Below are 15,211 nucleotides of genomic sequence, written 5' to 3'. Positions count from 1 at the left end.
GTCAGGAACTTGCCATGAATACCCCTATAGTCACCCACTTCCAAGTCATCCCCGTCGCCGGCCACGACAGCATGTTGCTCAACCTCAGCGGCGCCCACGGCCCTTTCTTCACGCGCAATATCGTCATCCTCAAGGACAGCAGCGGCAACACCGGCGTGGGCGAAGTGCCAGGCGGCGAGCGCATTCGTGAAACACTGGAGGACGCGCGCGGGCTGGTGATCGGCCAGCCGATTGGCCAATACCAGCGCGTGCTCAACCAAATGCGCAGTACCTTTGCCTCGCGGGATGCTGCCGGACGTGGCCTGCAAACCTTCGACCTGCGCATCACCATCCACGCCGTCACCGCCATGGAAGCCGCCCTGCTCGACTTGCTCGGTCAATTCCTTGAGGTGCCGGTGGCGGCCCTGCTCGGCGAAGGGCAGCAACGCGACGCGGTGAAGATGCTCGGCTACCTGTTCTATGTGGGGGATCGCAACGCCACCGACCTGGACTACCGCAACGAGGCCGACGCCGATGACGACTGGTTCCGCCTGCGCCATGAAACAGCCCTGACCGCCGACGCGGTGGTGCGCCTGGCCGAAGCGGCCAAGGCCAAATATGGTTTCAACGATTTCAAGCTCAAGGGCGGCGTATTGAGCGGCGACGCGGAAATCGAAGCCGTCACCGCACTGGCCGAGCGTTTTCCCGATGCGCGCATCACCCTCGACCCCAACGGCGCATGGTCGTTGAAAGAAGCCATCCGCCTGTGCCGCGACCAGCATCATGTGCTGGCCTACGCCGAAGACCCCTGCGGCGCAGAAAACGGTTATTCAGGCCGCGAAGTCATGGCCGAATTCCGCCGCGCCACGGGCCTTAAAACCGCCACCAACATGATCGCCACCGACTGGCGGGAAATGGGCCACGCCATCCAGCTGCAATCAGTGGACATCCCCCTCGCCGACCCGCACTTCTGGACGATGCAAGGCTCGGTGCGCGTCGCGCAAATGTGCAACGAGTGGGGCCTGACCTGGGGCTCGCATTCCAACAACCACTTCGATATTTCCTTGGCGATGTTTACCCAAGTGGCGGCGGCCGCCCCCGGCGAGATCACCGCCATCGACACCCACTGGATCTGGCAGGACGGTCAGCGCCTGACACGCGAACCGTTGAAGATTGAAGGGGGCTATGTGAAGGTGCCGGCCAAGCCTGGCCTGGGTGTGGATATCGATATGGACGCGGTGGCCAAGGCTCATGAACTATACAAAGGCATGGGCCTTGGGGCGCGGGATGACAGTGTGGCGATGCAGTTTCTGATTCCGGGTTGGGGCTTTGATAACAAGCGGCCTTGCTTGGTGCGGTAAATCGGCTTTAGGAGCGCTCAGCGCAATTTGAGCGTGACGCAAAAAATCCGATGCCCAAACAGGCATCGGATTTTAGTCAGATCAGAAGCTTAGCGGTTTGACCTCTGGCACGTCTGCCAGAGCCCTCTTTGCGCTACTGCCGATTAGCGACCTCGAACTCCGCCGCATCCTGCTCCAGGCCAGAGAGATCAGTGCCATTGATCATCGGCCCATAACGGCGGCTGAACTCCCAGTTGTAGGGCACGCGGTCTTTGCTGATCCCGTTGTCCCAATTCACCGACCAGGTCATCAGGCCCTTGATCGACAATCCTTTGTCGTGCAAACGCTTGAATGTATTGGTCACGGCTGTTGGGTTGATCACATAACCGGTGGCAGCCGCGTCGACGTTCGCGGGCAGGCCAATGACGAACTTATCTGCCGGGATCTTGGTAAACCCACGCGTTCCGCTCACCAGACTTTCGGTCAGGTAATACAGGAAGTCCTCTTTCATCGCGTCGTTGTTCTGGGCAATCCAGGCGCCGTTGCCATTGTTGACCTCCTGCACCCAGATGCCGTCGCCACCCTGGTTGTAATACTGCGGGGCGATGAAGTCGTAATAGCCTTCCAGCGCCTGGATGTAACCGACGTATTTGCCGGCGGTGGTGAGGTACGGAAACTCCGGCGCCATGCTGATGATGAAGTGTTTGCCTTGACCTGCGTAGTGGTCCTTGACCAATTTCAACGCGGCGGGCAGGACAGTCTTGTTGTCGGCGAAATCAATCGCGCTCTGTTCAAGATCGATATCCAGGCCATCAAAGCCATAGGTTTCCACCAGGCGGATAATCTCGTTGGCCAGTGGCTGTTCGTTGCCTTTATGCAGTTCGATGTGTGCATCGGCGCCGCCAAGGGAAATCAGCACCGCCCTGCCCTGGCTGTTCAGCACACCCACCTGGTGACGGAACTCGGCGTCGGACAGGTTGTACGGTTTGAAGGTTGGGATACCGTTGCCCTTCATGAAGGCCACGGCCACCACGTTGTAATCCTTTGGTACATCCGCCAGGCTCATATTGGCGAACTGGCCACGCTGGTAGCCATCGCTCGGGCCGGCAGGCCAGTTGTGCCAGAAGCCCATGAGGATCTTTTTGCCGGCAATGCTCGGCATCAGCGAAGCGGCATCGTTGAGCGGCGATTGCAATGAGGTAAAGTCAATCTTTGACATGTTCTAATCCTTCAGAACGTGTGGGTTTAACGGTGCGGGCTTATTTGAAGTCCACATCGAAGGCTTGATAGAAGGCGTTGCCGGTGTTGGCGACGATCCACATCAACACAATCACATGCTGGCCCTTTTTATTGGCCGGCAGTTTCACTTCATGATTGACCTTGGCCTTCAGCTCGCCTGCATGGCTGTAGTACGGCACCTGGGCATAGAAGTCTTCAGCGAACGGCTGGGTTTCCAGTTGTGCGCGGGTGATGCGCTGTTTCGGGTCCCAGCCATCCTTGGTGATCAGCCAGCGATAGCCACGGGTGGTGTGCGGCGCGGTGTATGCCCAGGTGACCTTGAAGGTCTGACCCGGCTCGACATTGAGCAACGGCCAAGTGAAAGCGCGGCCGAGTTGCTTGGCCATTTCCTCGTGGGTGAAGTTGACGCAGTCACGCGCATCGGTCTTGCCACCGCTGAGGATGAAGCCGTCGGGGGGTGGGGTGACACTGTCACTGTCGGTTTGATAAGGCGCTGGGAACGGACCGGCCGTCAGTGCCGGGAAGTTCTTGCCGCCTTCCATTTCATTGACCTGCCAGGTCTCCAGCAGGCCAAGATCCACGGCGACTGCGCCACGGCTGGAAGGGGATGTGACACGACCATGGCGAAGCGGTGTCTGGGTTTGTGGTTTGTTCATTTTGTGACTCCATTCACTTGATTAAGAACTCTCCTTTCTTGAAGGAGAGGACCTCAACCTAACGGAGTTGCTTTTTTTTGCCAGAGGCGCATTTTTCGCTCATTTTCGGTTCATGAGCGCGAAGACCCGCAAATACTGGATATATAAACAGTGTTATAGGGAAACCCTTACGCTACCAGAGGTCGATTTCCTACAAGACCATGCGCATTTCAATACAGCTTCTCTGTACCGATGGCAGCCGTTTTTTTAGGGGTGGTCGCGGTAATCGGTCGCACCGTCAGTTCCACGCCCAATGCCAACATCAGCTTCTGGACCGTCTCATAACGTGTCTTTGATCCGCCTTTCAGGGTTTTATACAGGCTCTCCCGATTCACCCCCGCCGCTTCGGCAACCTTGTTTACACCCAGGGCCTTGGCAACCTCGGCCAGCGCCTTCATAAGGACGTGTGGGTCATGGCACGCCATGCTTTGCGCAAGATAGGCACTGATGGTTTCCGGGCTATCAAGGAAACGTGAAGCCTCATAGGCGCTGGTGCCGGATGTATCCAACTCGAGGATCGGCATGTCCTCTGGTTTGAATGTCGACTTACTCATGTCATTGACCTCTCAGGGCATCGAGAATCTCTTTTGCCCGCTTGATTCCTCGGGCGTCCCGCCGATCGTATTGGTCATAGATTAAAATGTAGCCTACTGGCTACTTCTTGTAGATGCCAGTGAATTTTTAATGTCGGTGTGCACCGCCAGAAAAAATCCTAGTCCAGCCGCTGCGCAGGCAGCCGAGCAATACTATTAGCGCTTATGTCCTCAAGACCGAAACGTTGCGTCGCGACTGTAGGAGCGAGCTTGCTCGCGAAGAACGTAAAGATAAGGTGTGCATCCAGAGTGAACGCGGCGCCTATGATTTTTTCGCGAGCAAGCTCGCTCCTACAGGGAGTGGGTGAGTGGGCCGGCGTTGATGTGGACCCGTCCTACAGCAAGCTTCACCACCTTGCTCCATTGCCTACAGTTGCGTCAGAATCCGCCGGCTTGTGCGCTTGGATGGGCGTCTCTAAGGTGGCCCGGTCGCTGACAATTCAGTGATCGGGTTTAGTAGCCCGAGGGTCAATTACACTTAGTGCATGAGCTTCATCTATCAGACGTTCCTGTCTGTGCCTGATGGTGGCTGTGCGTAGGGCACCTTCGGGTGCGCCGGCTTTGTGTAATTCCCCGGTCTACTAACCTGCGTACAGCTGCCACCCTTTCGTTTAGTAGCGAAACGGTGTTGGCCCCACTCAGGAATTACGTACAAAGTCACGCCCAAGCCTCCAAACGATCCAAACCTTGCGCTTGATCAGGCACAACCACCCTCCTCCTCGCTGTTCAGCGTTACCGACGATGCCAGCAGCGAAATGCTCATCGCCAACAGCTACGAAACCTTTTCCTCGGTCACCGCATTGCTGCTTGATCTGTCGGATGAACTGACGGGTAAACAGCGCGATGTCGCGTTGGCGATTCATCAGTTGAGTGAGTTGGGTGTTTTGTTGGTGGACAAATTGATGGCGAGGGAAAGTGCTTCAACGGTTAGCTAGCCTTGCAGCCATCAATCGTCATGATCGACTTCACGACGACTCGGCTGCGCCTTTGCGCCGGTCAGGCCCTCGAAGCCTGGCGGGCGCTCTTTCTCTTGGAAGATGCCGGCGCCGCCCCCTCGCGCAGGCGATTAATCAGCAGTTGCGCATTCTCCGCACAGGCCATGCCCTCGGGCCTACCTTCGATACCCTTGATGACATTCAGCAACTGAGCCTTGTTCTGGGCCAGCCGTTGTTGCAGGACCTCGATTTCCTCGACCTCGTGCTTGAGCCCGCTGAGCAGCGCGTCATGCTGCCAACCACCGGCGCTTCTGGGCATTAACTGCCGGATTTCCTCCAGAGAAAAACCTGCCGCCTGAGCGCCTGTGATGATCTCCAACACCGCCTCGGTGCCGGGCGCATAGTCCCGATAGCCGTTGGACTTACGCTCAACCGATTGGATCAGACCGCTCGCCTCGTAGAAGCGAATGCGTGAGGCCGCCAACCCGCTGATTTTTGCCAACTCGCCTATTCTCATGTCCCATCCATAAAAACCATTGACCTTAAAGCTGACTTTAAACCTAAAGTCATTGGGCGGCCAAGGCGCCCGTTACCCTCTACCTGAACCGACCGATTCAGGTCATGCTGCGTCCTTCATTTCAAGGACGATAAAAACAATGAAAGCCATCCTCGCCGCCCTGCTCCTGATAGGTCTTGCCGCGCCTGCACTCGCCAACGACAACCCCATCGGTTTCCAAACCACTAGCCTCCCCGACGCTCATAACATTCGCCCATTGGAGATGGCCGTGTGGTACCCCGCCATTACCACCGCGCAACCCAAGCTGATCGCCGACAACCTGGTGTTCATTGGTGTGCTTGCGGTACCTGATGCCGCACCGACGCCCGGCAAGCATCCTTTGGTGGTGCTCTCCCACGGCTACGGTGGTAACTGGGGCAAGCAGGCGTGGCTGGCCAGTGCACTGGCCCAGCAGGGTTATATCGTGGCGGCGGTGAACCACCCGGGCACTACCAGCCAAGATCGCAGCGCCGAGGCCGCTGCGCAGTTGTGGCAACGGCCCAGGGATTTGAGCCGGGCCATCGATGCGCTGTTGGCGCAGCCCGAGCCATTCGGTGCGGTGGACAGCGGCCGGATCGCGGTGGTGGGTCATTCCCTCGGGGGTTGGACGGTGATGGAGACGGCCGGTGCACGTTTCGACCCGGCGCTGTTTGCCCGGGACTGCAGCGCCAATCCGACGCTGGTCGCGTGTACCGCCTACCGTGAGATGAACCCTGAGGGCACTCCGAACGGGAAGGCGCAATTGGCCGCGGACTTGAGCGACAAGCGCGTCAGCGCCGTGGTGTCTTTGGACCTGGGCCTGTCTCGCGGGTTTACCGATGCAAGCCTGGCGGCGCTGCCGGTGCGGGCGTTGGTGATAGCGGCGGGTGTACCGTCAGCGGATTTGCCGGCGCAGATGGAATCGGCCGACATGGCCAAGCGGCTGCCAAAAGCCTCGACGCAGTACGTGCAGATCAGCGACGCCAATCACTTCAGCTTTATGTTGCAATGCAAACCTGGCGCAGCGGCGGTGCTTGATGCCGATGTGCCGGGCGACAGCATCATTTGTCAGGATGGGCCGGGGGCACGGCCACGACCTGTGATCCAGCAGCAGGTGATCACGCTGATCAGCCAGTTCTTGGCACACTGAATCTCTGGCCACAGTTACCACCTCTGCCTTGACTGACTGGCATTAACCCAGGGCCCGGTCATATGTGTTGAAACTGGTATCATCCGCGCCTTTCCCTCTCAGGCATCGCGACATGAACCGCCAGAAAAAACTCCAGCAGCTCTTCAAGGCCAAAGCCAAAAAAGCCAGTGCCAAGCTGGCGCCAAAAAGCAAAGACAGATACATCAGCAAGGCCGACCGCTTGAAGCTGGAAACCGAAGCTGGCCAGGACTCGGTTACGCCCCCCGAGACGCCTGCTGAGTAAGACGCATGGCTGAAGGGGTGGCCGCTTCATACTTGCCCCAGATCCGCCGCAGATGCCGCGCCGAACCAAAGCCTGCGCGTTCGGCGACGGTTTCAATGCCCAGGTCCGACTCGGCCAGCAGTTCGCGGGCTACGGCCACGCGCAGGCGATGCAGGTAATCCAAGGGGCTGATCTGTACGTGCTCCTGGAACAGGCGCGCCAGGTGCCGGCTACTGGTGCAGGCCAGGCTTGCCATGCGGGTGAGTGTCCAGGCTTCGCAGGGGGCGGCAGTGATGGCGTCTTGCACGCGATGGACCGCCGGGTGCAGGTGATTACGCCCGGTTATCCAGGGCGACAACTGCGGGTCGCTGCCGCTGCGGCGCAGGTACACCACCATGTCTCGCGCCACCGCGCACGCCAAGCGTGGCCCGGCCAGTTCGGCAACCAGATGCAACATCAGGTCGATACCTGCTGTGACACCAGCACTGCAACTGACCGGGCCATCAGTGACGTACAGGCGGTTTTCCAGAACCTGGGCCTCGGGGGCGAGGGCCTGCAGGGTGGCGCACAGAGAATGGTGCGTGGTGCATTGGCGCCCATCGAGCAGCCCGGCCCTGGCGGCACTCAATGCGCCGGCGCACACGCACACCAGACGCTCGGCCGAGGGGGCGAAGACGTTTTGCAACCACTGGGTGAGCTGATGGCTGGCCGATTCGAAGGCCTTTTGCTGGGCTTTCGACACGTTCATCGTGGAGCCCACCAACACCACCAGCGTACCGGGGGCCAGGGTCGACGGCAGTGGCGCCAGCCCCGTCAGCGGCAAGCCGATGGAGGTGTGCAGCGTTGCCACCGGGCTGACGTATTGCAAGTCGAAATCCACCGCAGCCGGGTCGTCGACCTGCGCGGCCAGGCGCAGTACTTCGGCAGGCCCGGCCAGGTCGAGCATCAGCACGTTTGGCAATAGCACGAACAGCACCGGTACGCTCACCACTTCACTCCGCCAGTGCCTGGGCAACCGTCACGATGCGGGCGAAGCGGTCATCGAGGACCAACTCCGTGCGTGCGCGAATCTCGGCCGGCGTATAGACCCGGCCGCTACGCGCGTGGGCCATCGGGAAGGTCAGGGTCGCCTCGCTGACAAAATCCACCTTGAAGCCGCTGTCGGAAGCCTGCCGCGTGGTGGTCTCGCAGCATTGCTCGGTGCGGATGCCGCTGATGATCAGCGTGGTGACGCCCATTTCCACCAGGCGCGCGGCCAGTGGCGTACCGGCCAAAGCGCTGTGGTAGCGCTTATGGATTACCAACTGCGGATTGATCGACAACTCGCTCAGTGCCCTGACGTTGCCCGACTGCATGGAGAAATGCCCCTGGTCTTCAACATGGAAGACTTGTACCACCGGGATGCCCCGCTGAACACAGCCGTCGATGAGCGCCTGCTGTTTTTCCAGGTAGTCGGGCAGGTCATTTTCGGACCAGTAGGTTGAATGGCGGAAGGAATGTTGGGCGTCGATCACGATCAGGGCTTTATGGGTCATGGACAGTCCTTGTGGCTTGCATCAGTGGGTAAATGATGCACGCCATGGTAAGGACCACCTACAGTGCGCGACAGACGCAAGGCAGACTACTTCAGGACGGATTCGGACATATCACCGGGCACGCCATAGCACAACGGCTGCCGGGTTCGAAGCCATGGACGTATTCATCCGCCAGGATCGTTTCCAGACGCGGATCGAGGTGAATTGCAAAGCCCAGGCGCCGGTAGAACGGAGCATTCCAGGGTACATGCTTGAAAGTGGTCAGCGTCACCGCACGCAGGTGTTGGGCGCGGGCATGATCTATCGCCGTTTCCATCAATCTGCGCCCCCAGCCCTGGCCTTGGAGCGGCTGAGCAACCGACACTTCATGGATATGCAGGTCGTCGCCAAAGCGTTCTGCGCTGAGGAAGCCTTGAGGGTGATCGAGGTCATCAACCACCACCCAACAGGTCGATAGCGCGATCCACTGCCGATGGCACTCGACGCCGATCGGCGCGGCATCCGCCAGCCAAGCCAGCCCTTCGATTGCGCGAAACGCCTGGGCCGCGCACTGCTCGATGGCGGGCAACAAACCGGCATCTTGCGCGCGCGCCAGGCGAATATAGGCGGACTGCTCAGCAGCCACTCAATGCCACCTGGGGCCGTTCGCCCGCAAAGAAGAAGGGCCGCAAGCGCACGCCCACGCCGTTGCCGATAAAGGCCGCCACCAACCACACCCAGCCATGCAGGCTGCCCGAGGCGATGCCACTGAAGTACGCGCCGATGTTGCAGCCATAGGCCAGGCGCGAACCGTAGCCGAGCATCAAGCCGCCGATCACCGCCGCGATCAATGAACGCAGTGGGATGTTCAGGCTGGGGGCGAAGCGCCCGGCCAGGCCTGCGGCCAACAACGCACCGAGAACAATGCCGATATCCATGACGCTGGTAATGTCTTCCCATACCGGTGCAGCCAGGGCCTTGGCATTGCCCGGCATTTGCCAGAATGCCCAACTGGCGACGTCTACGCCCAGCCCGCTCGCCACCTTGGCGCCCCACAGCGCGAACGCCGAGGTAATGCCCCATGGCCGCCCGGCCAGGGCCAGGGTCGCGTAGTTGAGCAACGCCAGGCCAATCGCGCCCCACACCAACGGCCACGGCCCGCGCAGGAAGCGACGCAGCCCTTGGTGCTCGCTTTGTACGCCTTGTTCAAGCTGACCATGACGGCGCTTTTCCAGGCGCACGGTCACCATTGCAATCAGCCCGAACACCGCCAGGCTCAGAACCAGCGCCGGCAGCACACCGAAACTTTTGACAATGGAAACCGCCGGGAACGATGGCAGTGCAAACCACCAGTCGACGTGATGGGTGGCGATCAACGAGCCACAAATAAAGAACAGCAGTGTCACCAACATCCGCGCATTACCGCCGCCGACGGTGAACAAGGTGCCCGACGCACACCCGCCGCCCAGCTGCATGCCGATCCCGAAAATAAACGCCCCGAACACCACCGACACACCCGCTGGCGCCACCAGCCCGGTCACCGGCTGGCCAAACAAAGTGCCCGCGCCCAGCGCCGGGAAAAACAGCACCACCGCCACCGCCAGCATCACCATCTGCGCACGCAAGCCGGCGCCACGCCGATCATTGATAAACACGCGCCAGGCCGAAGTAAAACCGAAGGCAGCGTGATACAAGGTCAGGCCGAGCGCGGCGCCGACCACCAGCAACAACACCTGGCGCGCGCCCACAGTGTTTTGCAGGAACAGAGCGCCCGCCACCAGGATGACAAAAGCGATCAGTGGCGCGACGGGCTTGCGCCCGGGCGACAGGGAAAGAGAGGTGCTCATGGGGATCTCGATTGGTTGGAAGGAGGCAAGTATAGCCTCAGACGCAATTTGATCAGGTGGGGGGCATTGCCCAAAGGCTCATTGTTTGACCCACCGCTTTCGCAGCCTCGCTAAAGCTCGACAGCTCCCACAGGGGATCGGCGGTGTATGTGGAATCACGCTTTGCAGGGCCACCGCACCAAACACAACTCCCGACAATAACACCGCTCGACAGCTCCTGCAGGAGATGAGCAGGCCTGACTAACCCAGGCTGATCGACTTCCACGCCGCTTCAGCCAGCAGTTCGCGGTATTCAAATGGACTCTTTTTGACCTTCGCCGACAACCACGCACGCGAGTAACTTTCCGCAGCGCCGATAATCAACGAGGGAATCAGTTCTGCTGGCAAGTGGCTGAAATGCTCCTTGCGCCCTTCCCCGCTCATCCACTCCTTCAGCTGCTGGTTACGCTGTTTATTGCGTGCAAGCAACTCGTCCTTGAACGGGCCGCTGGAGACGGCAAAGCGGCTTTGAAACACGAACCGCGCCCAGTCCGGCTGTGCGGTCACCCATTCAACGTAGCTGTACACCAGCCCGACGACGCCTGCGTGGGCCGTATCCGCCGCTTGCAGATAGTGGTCACGCAGGCTGGCCTGGTCCTCCAGCGCAGCAAAGAACAGCGCAGCGACCAACCCCTCTTTATTGCCGAAGTGGTGATAGATAGCGCCCACGCTGGTGTCGCAGCGCGCGCGAATGGTTTCGATAGAGGTCGCCTCGATGCCCACCTCGTTAAAACACGCCAGTGCTTCGCGCAGGATGATGCGCTTGAGGTCGCTGCGCCTGCCGGGGAAGGTGCGCTCGATGAGATCGATGGAGTGCATGGAGGAACGCCAAATCAAAACAGTTTATAGGCTGAACGACCGGCAGAGAAAGCTCAGGTTGACAGCCGCGGAATCAACAGAATATTGTTCCGTTACAGAATATTATTCTGCAAATGACCCTTAAGGATATTCCGATGAGCCAAGCCCTGAGCATGTTCAATAGCGTAGGCCCCACTGCATTCAGCAACCTGGCCTGCCAGATGGCACCCTACTTCAGCACCATCACGCCCGAGATCGCGGAGCTCAAACCCAACCATGCGGTGGTCACCGTGCCGTTTCGCAAGGAAATCACTAACCACCTGGCCTCCGTGCACGCCATCGCACTGTGCAACGCCGCCGAACTGGCCGGTGGCATGATGACCGACGCGTCGATCCCCGCAGGCGCACGCTGGATTCCCAAAGGCATGACTGTGGAATACCTGGCCAAGGCGAAAACCGATATCCGCGCTGTTGCCGATGGCAGCGCTATCGATTGGCAAACCGCCGGAGACAAGATCGTGCCGGTGGAGATCTTTGATGCCGGTGGCGTCAAGGTCTTCACCGCCCACATCACCATGAATGTGAAACTCGCTTAGGCATTCGGCCGGCCCAGGCAGTATCAGCTACGCGGCATCTGCAATGCGTGACTGGACGCATGGATGCGGTCGACGCTGCACTGCGAAGCGGTGCGGATTGCCGTGGTGGTATCGCCGGCGATATGCGGCATCAATTGCGCATCGGCAATACCGCCAACGGCGAGCTGAACCGGTCTTTTCCAGGGCGAAGGTATCAATGGCGAACGCCTTATCGGCATATCAAATAAGAGGACGGGAAAGATCATCGGCCGTCAAAAAAATACCTCTTCTCCCAAGAGACACGGATCAAAGCTTTTAACTTTCTGATTAACCATCGCTAAATAAAATCCTTCGAAAACGTCTTACTCAATGGGAAGTCTCGGCACACATAGCGTGCGAGAGAAACCTAAAAATCTTCATAACCCCTGAACGTCAGCCAATTGAGTAGGCGAAGCACTTGCGAGTCCTATCCATCGGCTTATTCAGGAACACACGGCCGGTGAAATGGCGCCCCCTAGCTCAGAAGGATCTCTATGCAAAGCCTCCCGCTCTCTTCGTTACGCCTGTTCGGTGTGCTGGCAGTCACGGTCTGCGCGCTGTTGACGACGCCAGCCCGTGCCGATTACACCGACCTTTCCCTGACCCACGAAAAAAACATCCAGTCCTACGTCGTGAACCCCGACGGTAGCTTTGTGCTGGATGTCGAACGGGTTATGCGGATCAATGAAGAGCGCGCGATCACCTCCAACGCCCAGCGCTCTGTGACCTACAATCGCACCCTGGAAACTCTGGATATTGTCGAGGCCTACACGCTCAAATCCGATGGCCGCAAAGTCGTGGTAACACCAGACCGGATCAAGGAGCAGCAGGAACTGGAGTCTGCCCAGGCGCCGATGTTTCAGGACTCGCGGGTCAAAGTGGTGATCTTCCCGGAGCTGCAAGTGGGTGATCGCATGGTTCTGCGGTACCAGCGCCATCGCAATACACCGTTGTTTGCGGGGCAGTTCGAAGACCTTTTCTCGCCGGACTTTTACCAGAATGAGCAGGTGCGCCTGAGCTACGACATGCCCGCCGAAATGAAGCTGTACGCCGACTCACGGGGTTTCAAAGCGTCCGCGCCAGCCAACGCCAACGGGCGAACGGTGTACCGCTGGGACTTGGAGCAAACCAAGAAAAATCGCGTGGAAGATGGCTCCGTTGCCTACACCGACTACGGGCAACTGCTGGCCGTATCGACGTTCACCGACTACAAACAGTTTGCCCAGGCCTACGCCGCACGCGCACAGGTAGAAGTGACCCCGGCCATGACCCAACTGGCCAAGGAACTCACCGCCAACCTCGACAACCCACGCAGCAAGGCCCTGGTGCTGAGTGATTGGGTACGCAAGAACATCCGCTATGTGGCCGTGTACGTCGGAGCGGGGGGCGTGGTGCCGCATTCAGCGCAGGCGGTGCTGGATAACCGCTACGGCGACTGCAAGGACCATGTGGCCCTGCTTGAAGCACTGCTCAAAGCCGTCGCCATTGAAAGCTCTCCCGCCCTGATCAACGCCGACAACGCCTACGTACTGCCCAAGGTGCCAACCCTGGGCGTGCTCAATCATGTGATCACTTATGTACCCAGCCTCGATCTGTACCTGGACTCCACCGCGACGCCCATCGCCGCTGGCTACCTGCCTCTGCCCGAACTCGGCAAACTGGTATTGCTGACACAGACCGGTGAACGTAAGCAGACACCGTCCCGCCAGCCTGGCAAAGTGGACACAACCATGGTGTTCAAGGTCAACACCAAAGGCGCTGCAGACTTTACCAACGACTCCACCATCGACGGTTGGGGCGCGGAGCTTAACCGCTTCATGCTCAAGGCCATGCAGCCAGCCGACCGTAATCAGTTGGTGCAACAGGTCCTGAGCATGTTTGGGCAATCCGGTAGCGGCGTGATCGAAACTGACGCTTTGGACAGTACTGCCAATACCTTCAAGTTCACCCTCAAAGGCCACACCAGCAATCTGGTCAACCTGCCTGGCCCGACCGGGGTGCCTACCCTCTCCAGCCTGGCCGGCGGTATTGGCCAGAGCGTGTTTTCCTTGATGGCCGAAAAGGAACGTACTCAGAACTTCTCCTGCCTTTCGAGTGAAATCTCAGAAGTTGCGCGCCTGGAGTTCCCCGCCAAGGTGAAGATCCTCGCGGTGCCCAAGGCAGTGTCGCTGAAACACGCAGGCTTCGACTATCGCTCGACCTATGTGAAGAAGGCCAATACGGTGCTGATCACGCGCCAATATGTGTTTAGCAAGCCAGAGATTCTCTGCACCCCGGAGGATTTTGCGGCCATGCAGCCGGCGATTGAAGGCATGGTCAACGATTTGAAAAGCCAGGTCATTGTGCAAACGTTGTAAAGTCCTCGCCGTGCTTGCGTGTCAGTGACTCACTGGCGCGCGGGAGTCGTGGGCTGCGATGCTGAGACGCGGGTATAAAAAATCGTTACCGCTGTCGCAATAACGTCAAATATTTTTAAACGTCTGTCAACTCACATGAGCGCACGGGCCTTTCTACGATTTTTTACGCTACTCACTTGAGTTTGAAATCCCTTCGTTAGCCGAAAGTCAGACCAAGCCCAGACGACTCAACAAGCAAATATCGACGTAAACCTTCAAAAATAATATAAAATATCCAGCAATAGAATCACGCACCCATTGGTCTTATTCTTATATAGCAGTATGCAAAGGCACCTCTTAATAACCCTACACATGTAGGGGTACTAGAATACGCTGCGGAGCGTTACTCTATTACGCGATACAGCTGCGAAGCACTTTTTGATCGCTGTTGTTTAGGGTGAAAACTGGTATAGGATGATGACCTAATGAGAAAGCTTACGGACGATGAAATTCAAACAATTGCTGGAGGGGTACATCCAGCAGTCGTTGTTATAGGCGGTGCTATTGGAGGCGGTACGAGTGCATATCTGAGCGGCGGAAGTCCAGGACAAATCGCCGGAGCGGCCGTTATGGGAGGAGTATCTGCGGGGTACAGTGCTGTCGCTTCGGTCGCAACAGGGGTGGGTAAAGGGGTATACTATGCATATTCCGTTGCAACGGCCAGCGCAACTGGGCTTTTCACTCGAAACATCTCAAGTTCTTGAGGTATCGTGTTTCACATAAGAAATGTGGCGTATCTCACGATCCCAATTTCCTAGGCCCCAGCGAACCATTAAAAATGGACACCCAGAAGCTTGGGTGTTCTGCTATCAAAAGTAACAGAGCGCCCATGTATTGAGGAATTATATTTATGACTTTTGACGCGTTTGGGGTATTGAATGGTTTTTGGGGACTTCTATGCGTATCTGTAATACTACCTGCATTAGTTGCGCGCAAGTATCTAGTAATTGTCACTGTGGGCGCACTAATCCTCATAGCAAATACGATATTCTTGCATTTCAATCAAAAAATGCTGCTTATCGAAGCTGTTCTTAGAAGCGGTGCGGTGGCATTGGTCAATATTCTAATCGCTTACCTGATAGCACATTTTTTTCACCATAAGCGGTCCGTATTGGACTTATTTCGCCGCATCAACCGCCCTTGAAAGTCCCCTCCACCCTTTAATACTTTGACCATACTTTAACCCAAACCAAAAAACTTACAGCATACGTTAATCGTAAAATACTCGCTGCCGCCAGTCACTAAATTGCTTATAATTGCATTTTTTATTTATGC

The 15,211-nt window shown here is 58.0% G+C and carries 16 protein-coding genes and 1 pseudogene; 7 read left to right on the top strand and 10 right to left on the bottom strand.

Annotated elements, in window-relative coordinates; all coding sequences use genetic code 11:
* Positions 1–14 precede the first annotated feature (14 nt).
* Complete coding sequence (gudD, locus tag QK296_RS11055) at positions 15–1,340, top strand: glucarate dehydratase (protein WP_003192683.1); 1,326 nt, start codon at positions 15–17, stop codon at positions 1,338–1,340.
* A gap of 196 nt (positions 1,341–1,536) precedes the next feature.
* On the opposite strand, the pseudogene QK296_RS11050 reads toward gudD, so the two are convergent.
* The 3 genes and pseudogenes from QK296_RS11050 to QK296_RS11040 form a co-directional block, all read right to left on the bottom strand.
* Positions 1,537–2,538 (bottom strand): annotated as a pseudogene (locus QK296_RS11050) (chitinase); the annotation flags it as partial.
* A gap of 40 nt (positions 2,539–2,578) precedes the next feature.
* The gene (locus QK296_RS11045) at positions 2,579–3,214 is read right to left on the bottom strand and encodes a lytic polysaccharide monooxygenase auxiliary activity family 9 protein (protein WP_169856040.1); all 636 of its coding nucleotides are present in this window, start codon (positions 3,212–3,214) and stop codon (positions 2,579–2,581) included.
* Positions 3,215–3,423: 209 nt separating this feature from the next.
* Positions 3,424–3,807, bottom strand: coding sequence for an addiction module antidote protein (locus tag QK296_RS11040; RefSeq protein ID WP_032900783.1), 384 nt, complete (start codon positions 3,805–3,807; stop codon positions 3,424–3,426).
* A gap of 683 nt (positions 3,808–4,490) precedes the next feature.
* Between QK296_RS11040 and QK296_RS11035 the strand changes: the two genes are divergently transcribed.
* On the top strand, positions 4,491–4,781 hold the full coding sequence (locus QK296_RS11035; protein ID WP_169856180.1) for a DUF6124 family protein: 291 nt from the start codon (positions 4,491–4,493) through the stop codon (positions 4,779–4,781).
* A 61-nt stretch (positions 4,782–4,842) separates the two neighbouring features.
* Here the strand turns inward: QK296_RS11035 and QK296_RS11030 are convergent, their stop codons facing one another.
* Entirely contained in the window at positions 4,843–5,298 is a 456-nt protein-coding gene (locus QK296_RS11030) for a MerR family transcriptional regulator (RefSeq protein ID WP_282390908.1), read from the bottom strand.
* 139 nt (positions 5,299–5,437) lie between these two features.
* Here QK296_RS11030 and QK296_RS11025 point away from each other — a divergent pair, with 139 nt between their 5' ends.
* Both QK296_RS11025 and QK296_RS11020 read left to right on the top strand, forming a co-directional pair.
* The gene (locus QK296_RS11025; protein WP_169856038.1) at positions 5,438–6,466 is read left to right on the top strand and encodes an alpha/beta fold hydrolase; all 1,029 of its coding nucleotides are present in this window, start codon (positions 5,438–5,440) and stop codon (positions 6,464–6,466) included.
* Positions 6,467–6,578: 112 nt separating this feature from the next.
* Positions 6,579–6,749 carry a DUF2986 domain-containing protein gene (locus QK296_RS11020; protein WP_003192693.1) on the top strand — a complete coding sequence of 57 codons (171 nt, stop codon included), beginning with the start codon at positions 6,579–6,581 and terminating at the stop codon, positions 6,747–6,749.
* Here QK296_RS11020 and QK296_RS11015 read toward each other — a convergent pair.
* From QK296_RS11015 to QK296_RS10995, 5 genes are all read right to left on the bottom strand, one after another.
* The gene (locus tag QK296_RS11015; protein WP_169856037.1) at positions 6,721–7,716 is read right to left on the bottom strand and encodes a helix-turn-helix domain-containing protein; all 996 of its coding nucleotides are present in this window, start codon (positions 7,714–7,716) and stop codon (positions 6,721–6,723) included. The two genes, QK296_RS11020 and QK296_RS11015, sit on opposite strands and share 29 nt — an antisense overlap.
* Before the next feature lie 4 nt (positions 7,717–7,720).
* Positions 7,721–8,263, bottom strand: a complete 543-nt coding sequence (locus tag QK296_RS11010) for an isochorismatase family protein (RefSeq protein ID WP_169856036.1) — start codon at positions 8,261–8,263, stop codon at positions 7,721–7,723.
* 91 nt (positions 8,264–8,354) lie between these two features.
* The gene (locus tag QK296_RS11005; RefSeq protein ID WP_003192697.1) at positions 8,355–8,888 is read right to left on the bottom strand and encodes a GNAT family N-acetyltransferase; all 534 of its coding nucleotides are present in this window, start codon (positions 8,886–8,888) and stop codon (positions 8,355–8,357) included.
* Positions 8,878–10,089 carry a YeeE/YedE family protein gene (locus QK296_RS11000; protein WP_003192699.1) on the bottom strand — a complete coding sequence of 404 codons (1,212 nt, stop codon included), beginning with the start codon at positions 10,087–10,089 and terminating at the stop codon, positions 8,878–8,880. Before QK296_RS11000 ends, QK296_RS11005 begins: the two co-directional genes overlap by 11 nt.
* 240 nt (positions 10,090–10,329) lie before the next feature.
* A complete protein-coding gene (locus QK296_RS10995) occupies positions 10,330–10,947 on the bottom strand; it encodes a TetR/AcrR family transcriptional regulator (RefSeq protein WP_054921569.1) in 618 nt (205 codons plus the stop codon).
* A gap of 134 nt (positions 10,948–11,081) precedes the next feature.
* Between QK296_RS10995 and QK296_RS10990 the strand changes: the two genes are divergently transcribed.
* Positions 11,082–11,522, top strand: a complete 441-nt coding sequence (locus QK296_RS10990) for a hotdog fold domain-containing protein (protein ID WP_069557709.1) — start codon at positions 11,082–11,084, stop codon at positions 11,520–11,522.
* A 23-nt stretch (positions 11,523–11,545) separates the two neighbouring features.
* Here the strand turns inward: QK296_RS10990 and QK296_RS10985 are convergent, their stop codons facing one another.
* On the bottom strand, positions 11,546–11,719 hold the full coding sequence (locus QK296_RS10985) for a hypothetical protein (protein ID WP_003192704.1): 174 nt from the start codon (positions 11,717–11,719) through the stop codon (positions 11,546–11,548).
* A 315-nt stretch (positions 11,720–12,034) separates the two neighbouring features.
* On the opposite strand from QK296_RS10985, the gene QK296_RS10980 reads away from it, so the two are divergent.
* On the top strand, positions 12,035–13,897 hold the full coding sequence (locus QK296_RS10980; protein WP_282390907.1) for a DUF3857 and transglutaminase domain-containing protein: 1,863 nt from the start codon (positions 12,035–12,037) through the stop codon (positions 13,895–13,897).
* 889 nt (positions 13,898–14,786) lie between these two features.
* Positions 14,787–15,080, top strand: a complete 294-nt coding sequence (locus QK296_RS10975; RefSeq protein ID WP_094773793.1) for a hypothetical protein — start codon at positions 14,787–14,789, stop codon at positions 15,078–15,080.
* Positions 15,081–15,211 lie beyond the last annotated feature (131 nt).

Origin of the sequence: Pseudomonas sp. AL10 (assembly GCF_029960685.1) — a bacterium.
In the GTDB taxonomy this organism is placed as follows: Bacteria; Pseudomonadota; Gammaproteobacteria; order Pseudomonadales; family Pseudomonadaceae; genus Aquipseudomonas; species Aquipseudomonas lactis.
The sequence above is the reverse complement of the archived record's forward strand: the minus strand, read 5'-3'. Positions and strand labels throughout refer to the sequence as shown.

Bases quoted from the DNA above. Each gene is read 5' to 3' on its own strand.
- gudD (WP_003192683.1), top strand. From the start codon at position 15: ATGAATACCCCTATAGTCACCCACTTCCAAGTCATCCCCGTCGCCGGC.
- QK296_RS11045 (WP_169856040.1), bottom strand. From the start codon at position 3,214: ATGAACAAACCACAAACCCAGACACCGCTTCGCCATGGTCGTGTCACA.
- QK296_RS11040 (WP_032900783.1), bottom strand. From the start codon at position 3,807: ATGAGTAAGTCGACATTCAAACCAGAGGACATGCCGATCCTCGAGTTG.
- QK296_RS11030 (WP_282390908.1), bottom strand. From the start codon at position 5,298: ATGAGAATAGGCGAGTTGGCAAAAATCAGCGGGTTGGCGGCCTCACGC.
- QK296_RS11025 (WP_169856038.1), top strand. From the start codon at position 5,438: ATGAAAGCCATCCTCGCCGCCCTGCTCCTGATAGGTCTTGCCGCGCCT.
- QK296_RS11020 (WP_003192693.1), top strand. From the start codon at position 6,579: ATGAACCGCCAGAAAAAACTCCAGCAGCTCTTCAAGGCCAAAGCCAAA.
- QK296_RS11010 (WP_169856036.1), bottom strand. From the start codon at position 8,263: ATGACCCATAAAGCCCTGATCGTGATCGACGCCCAACATTCCTTCCGC.
- QK296_RS11000 (WP_003192699.1), bottom strand. From the start codon at position 10,089: ATGAGCACCTCTCTTTCCCTGTCGCCCGGGCGCAAGCCCGTCGCGCCA.
- QK296_RS10995 (WP_054921569.1), bottom strand. From the start codon at position 10,947: ATGCACTCCATCGATCTCATCGAGCGCACCTTCCCCGGCAGGCGCAGC.
- QK296_RS10990 (WP_069557709.1), top strand. From the start codon at position 11,082: ATGAGCCAAGCCCTGAGCATGTTCAATAGCGTAGGCCCCACTGCATTC.
- QK296_RS10980 (WP_282390907.1), top strand. From the start codon at position 12,035: ATGCAAAGCCTCCCGCTCTCTTCGTTACGCCTGTTCGGTGTGCTGGCA.
- QK296_RS10975 (WP_094773793.1), top strand. From the start codon at position 14,787: ATGACTTTTGACGCGTTTGGGGTATTGAATGGTTTTTGGGGACTTCTA.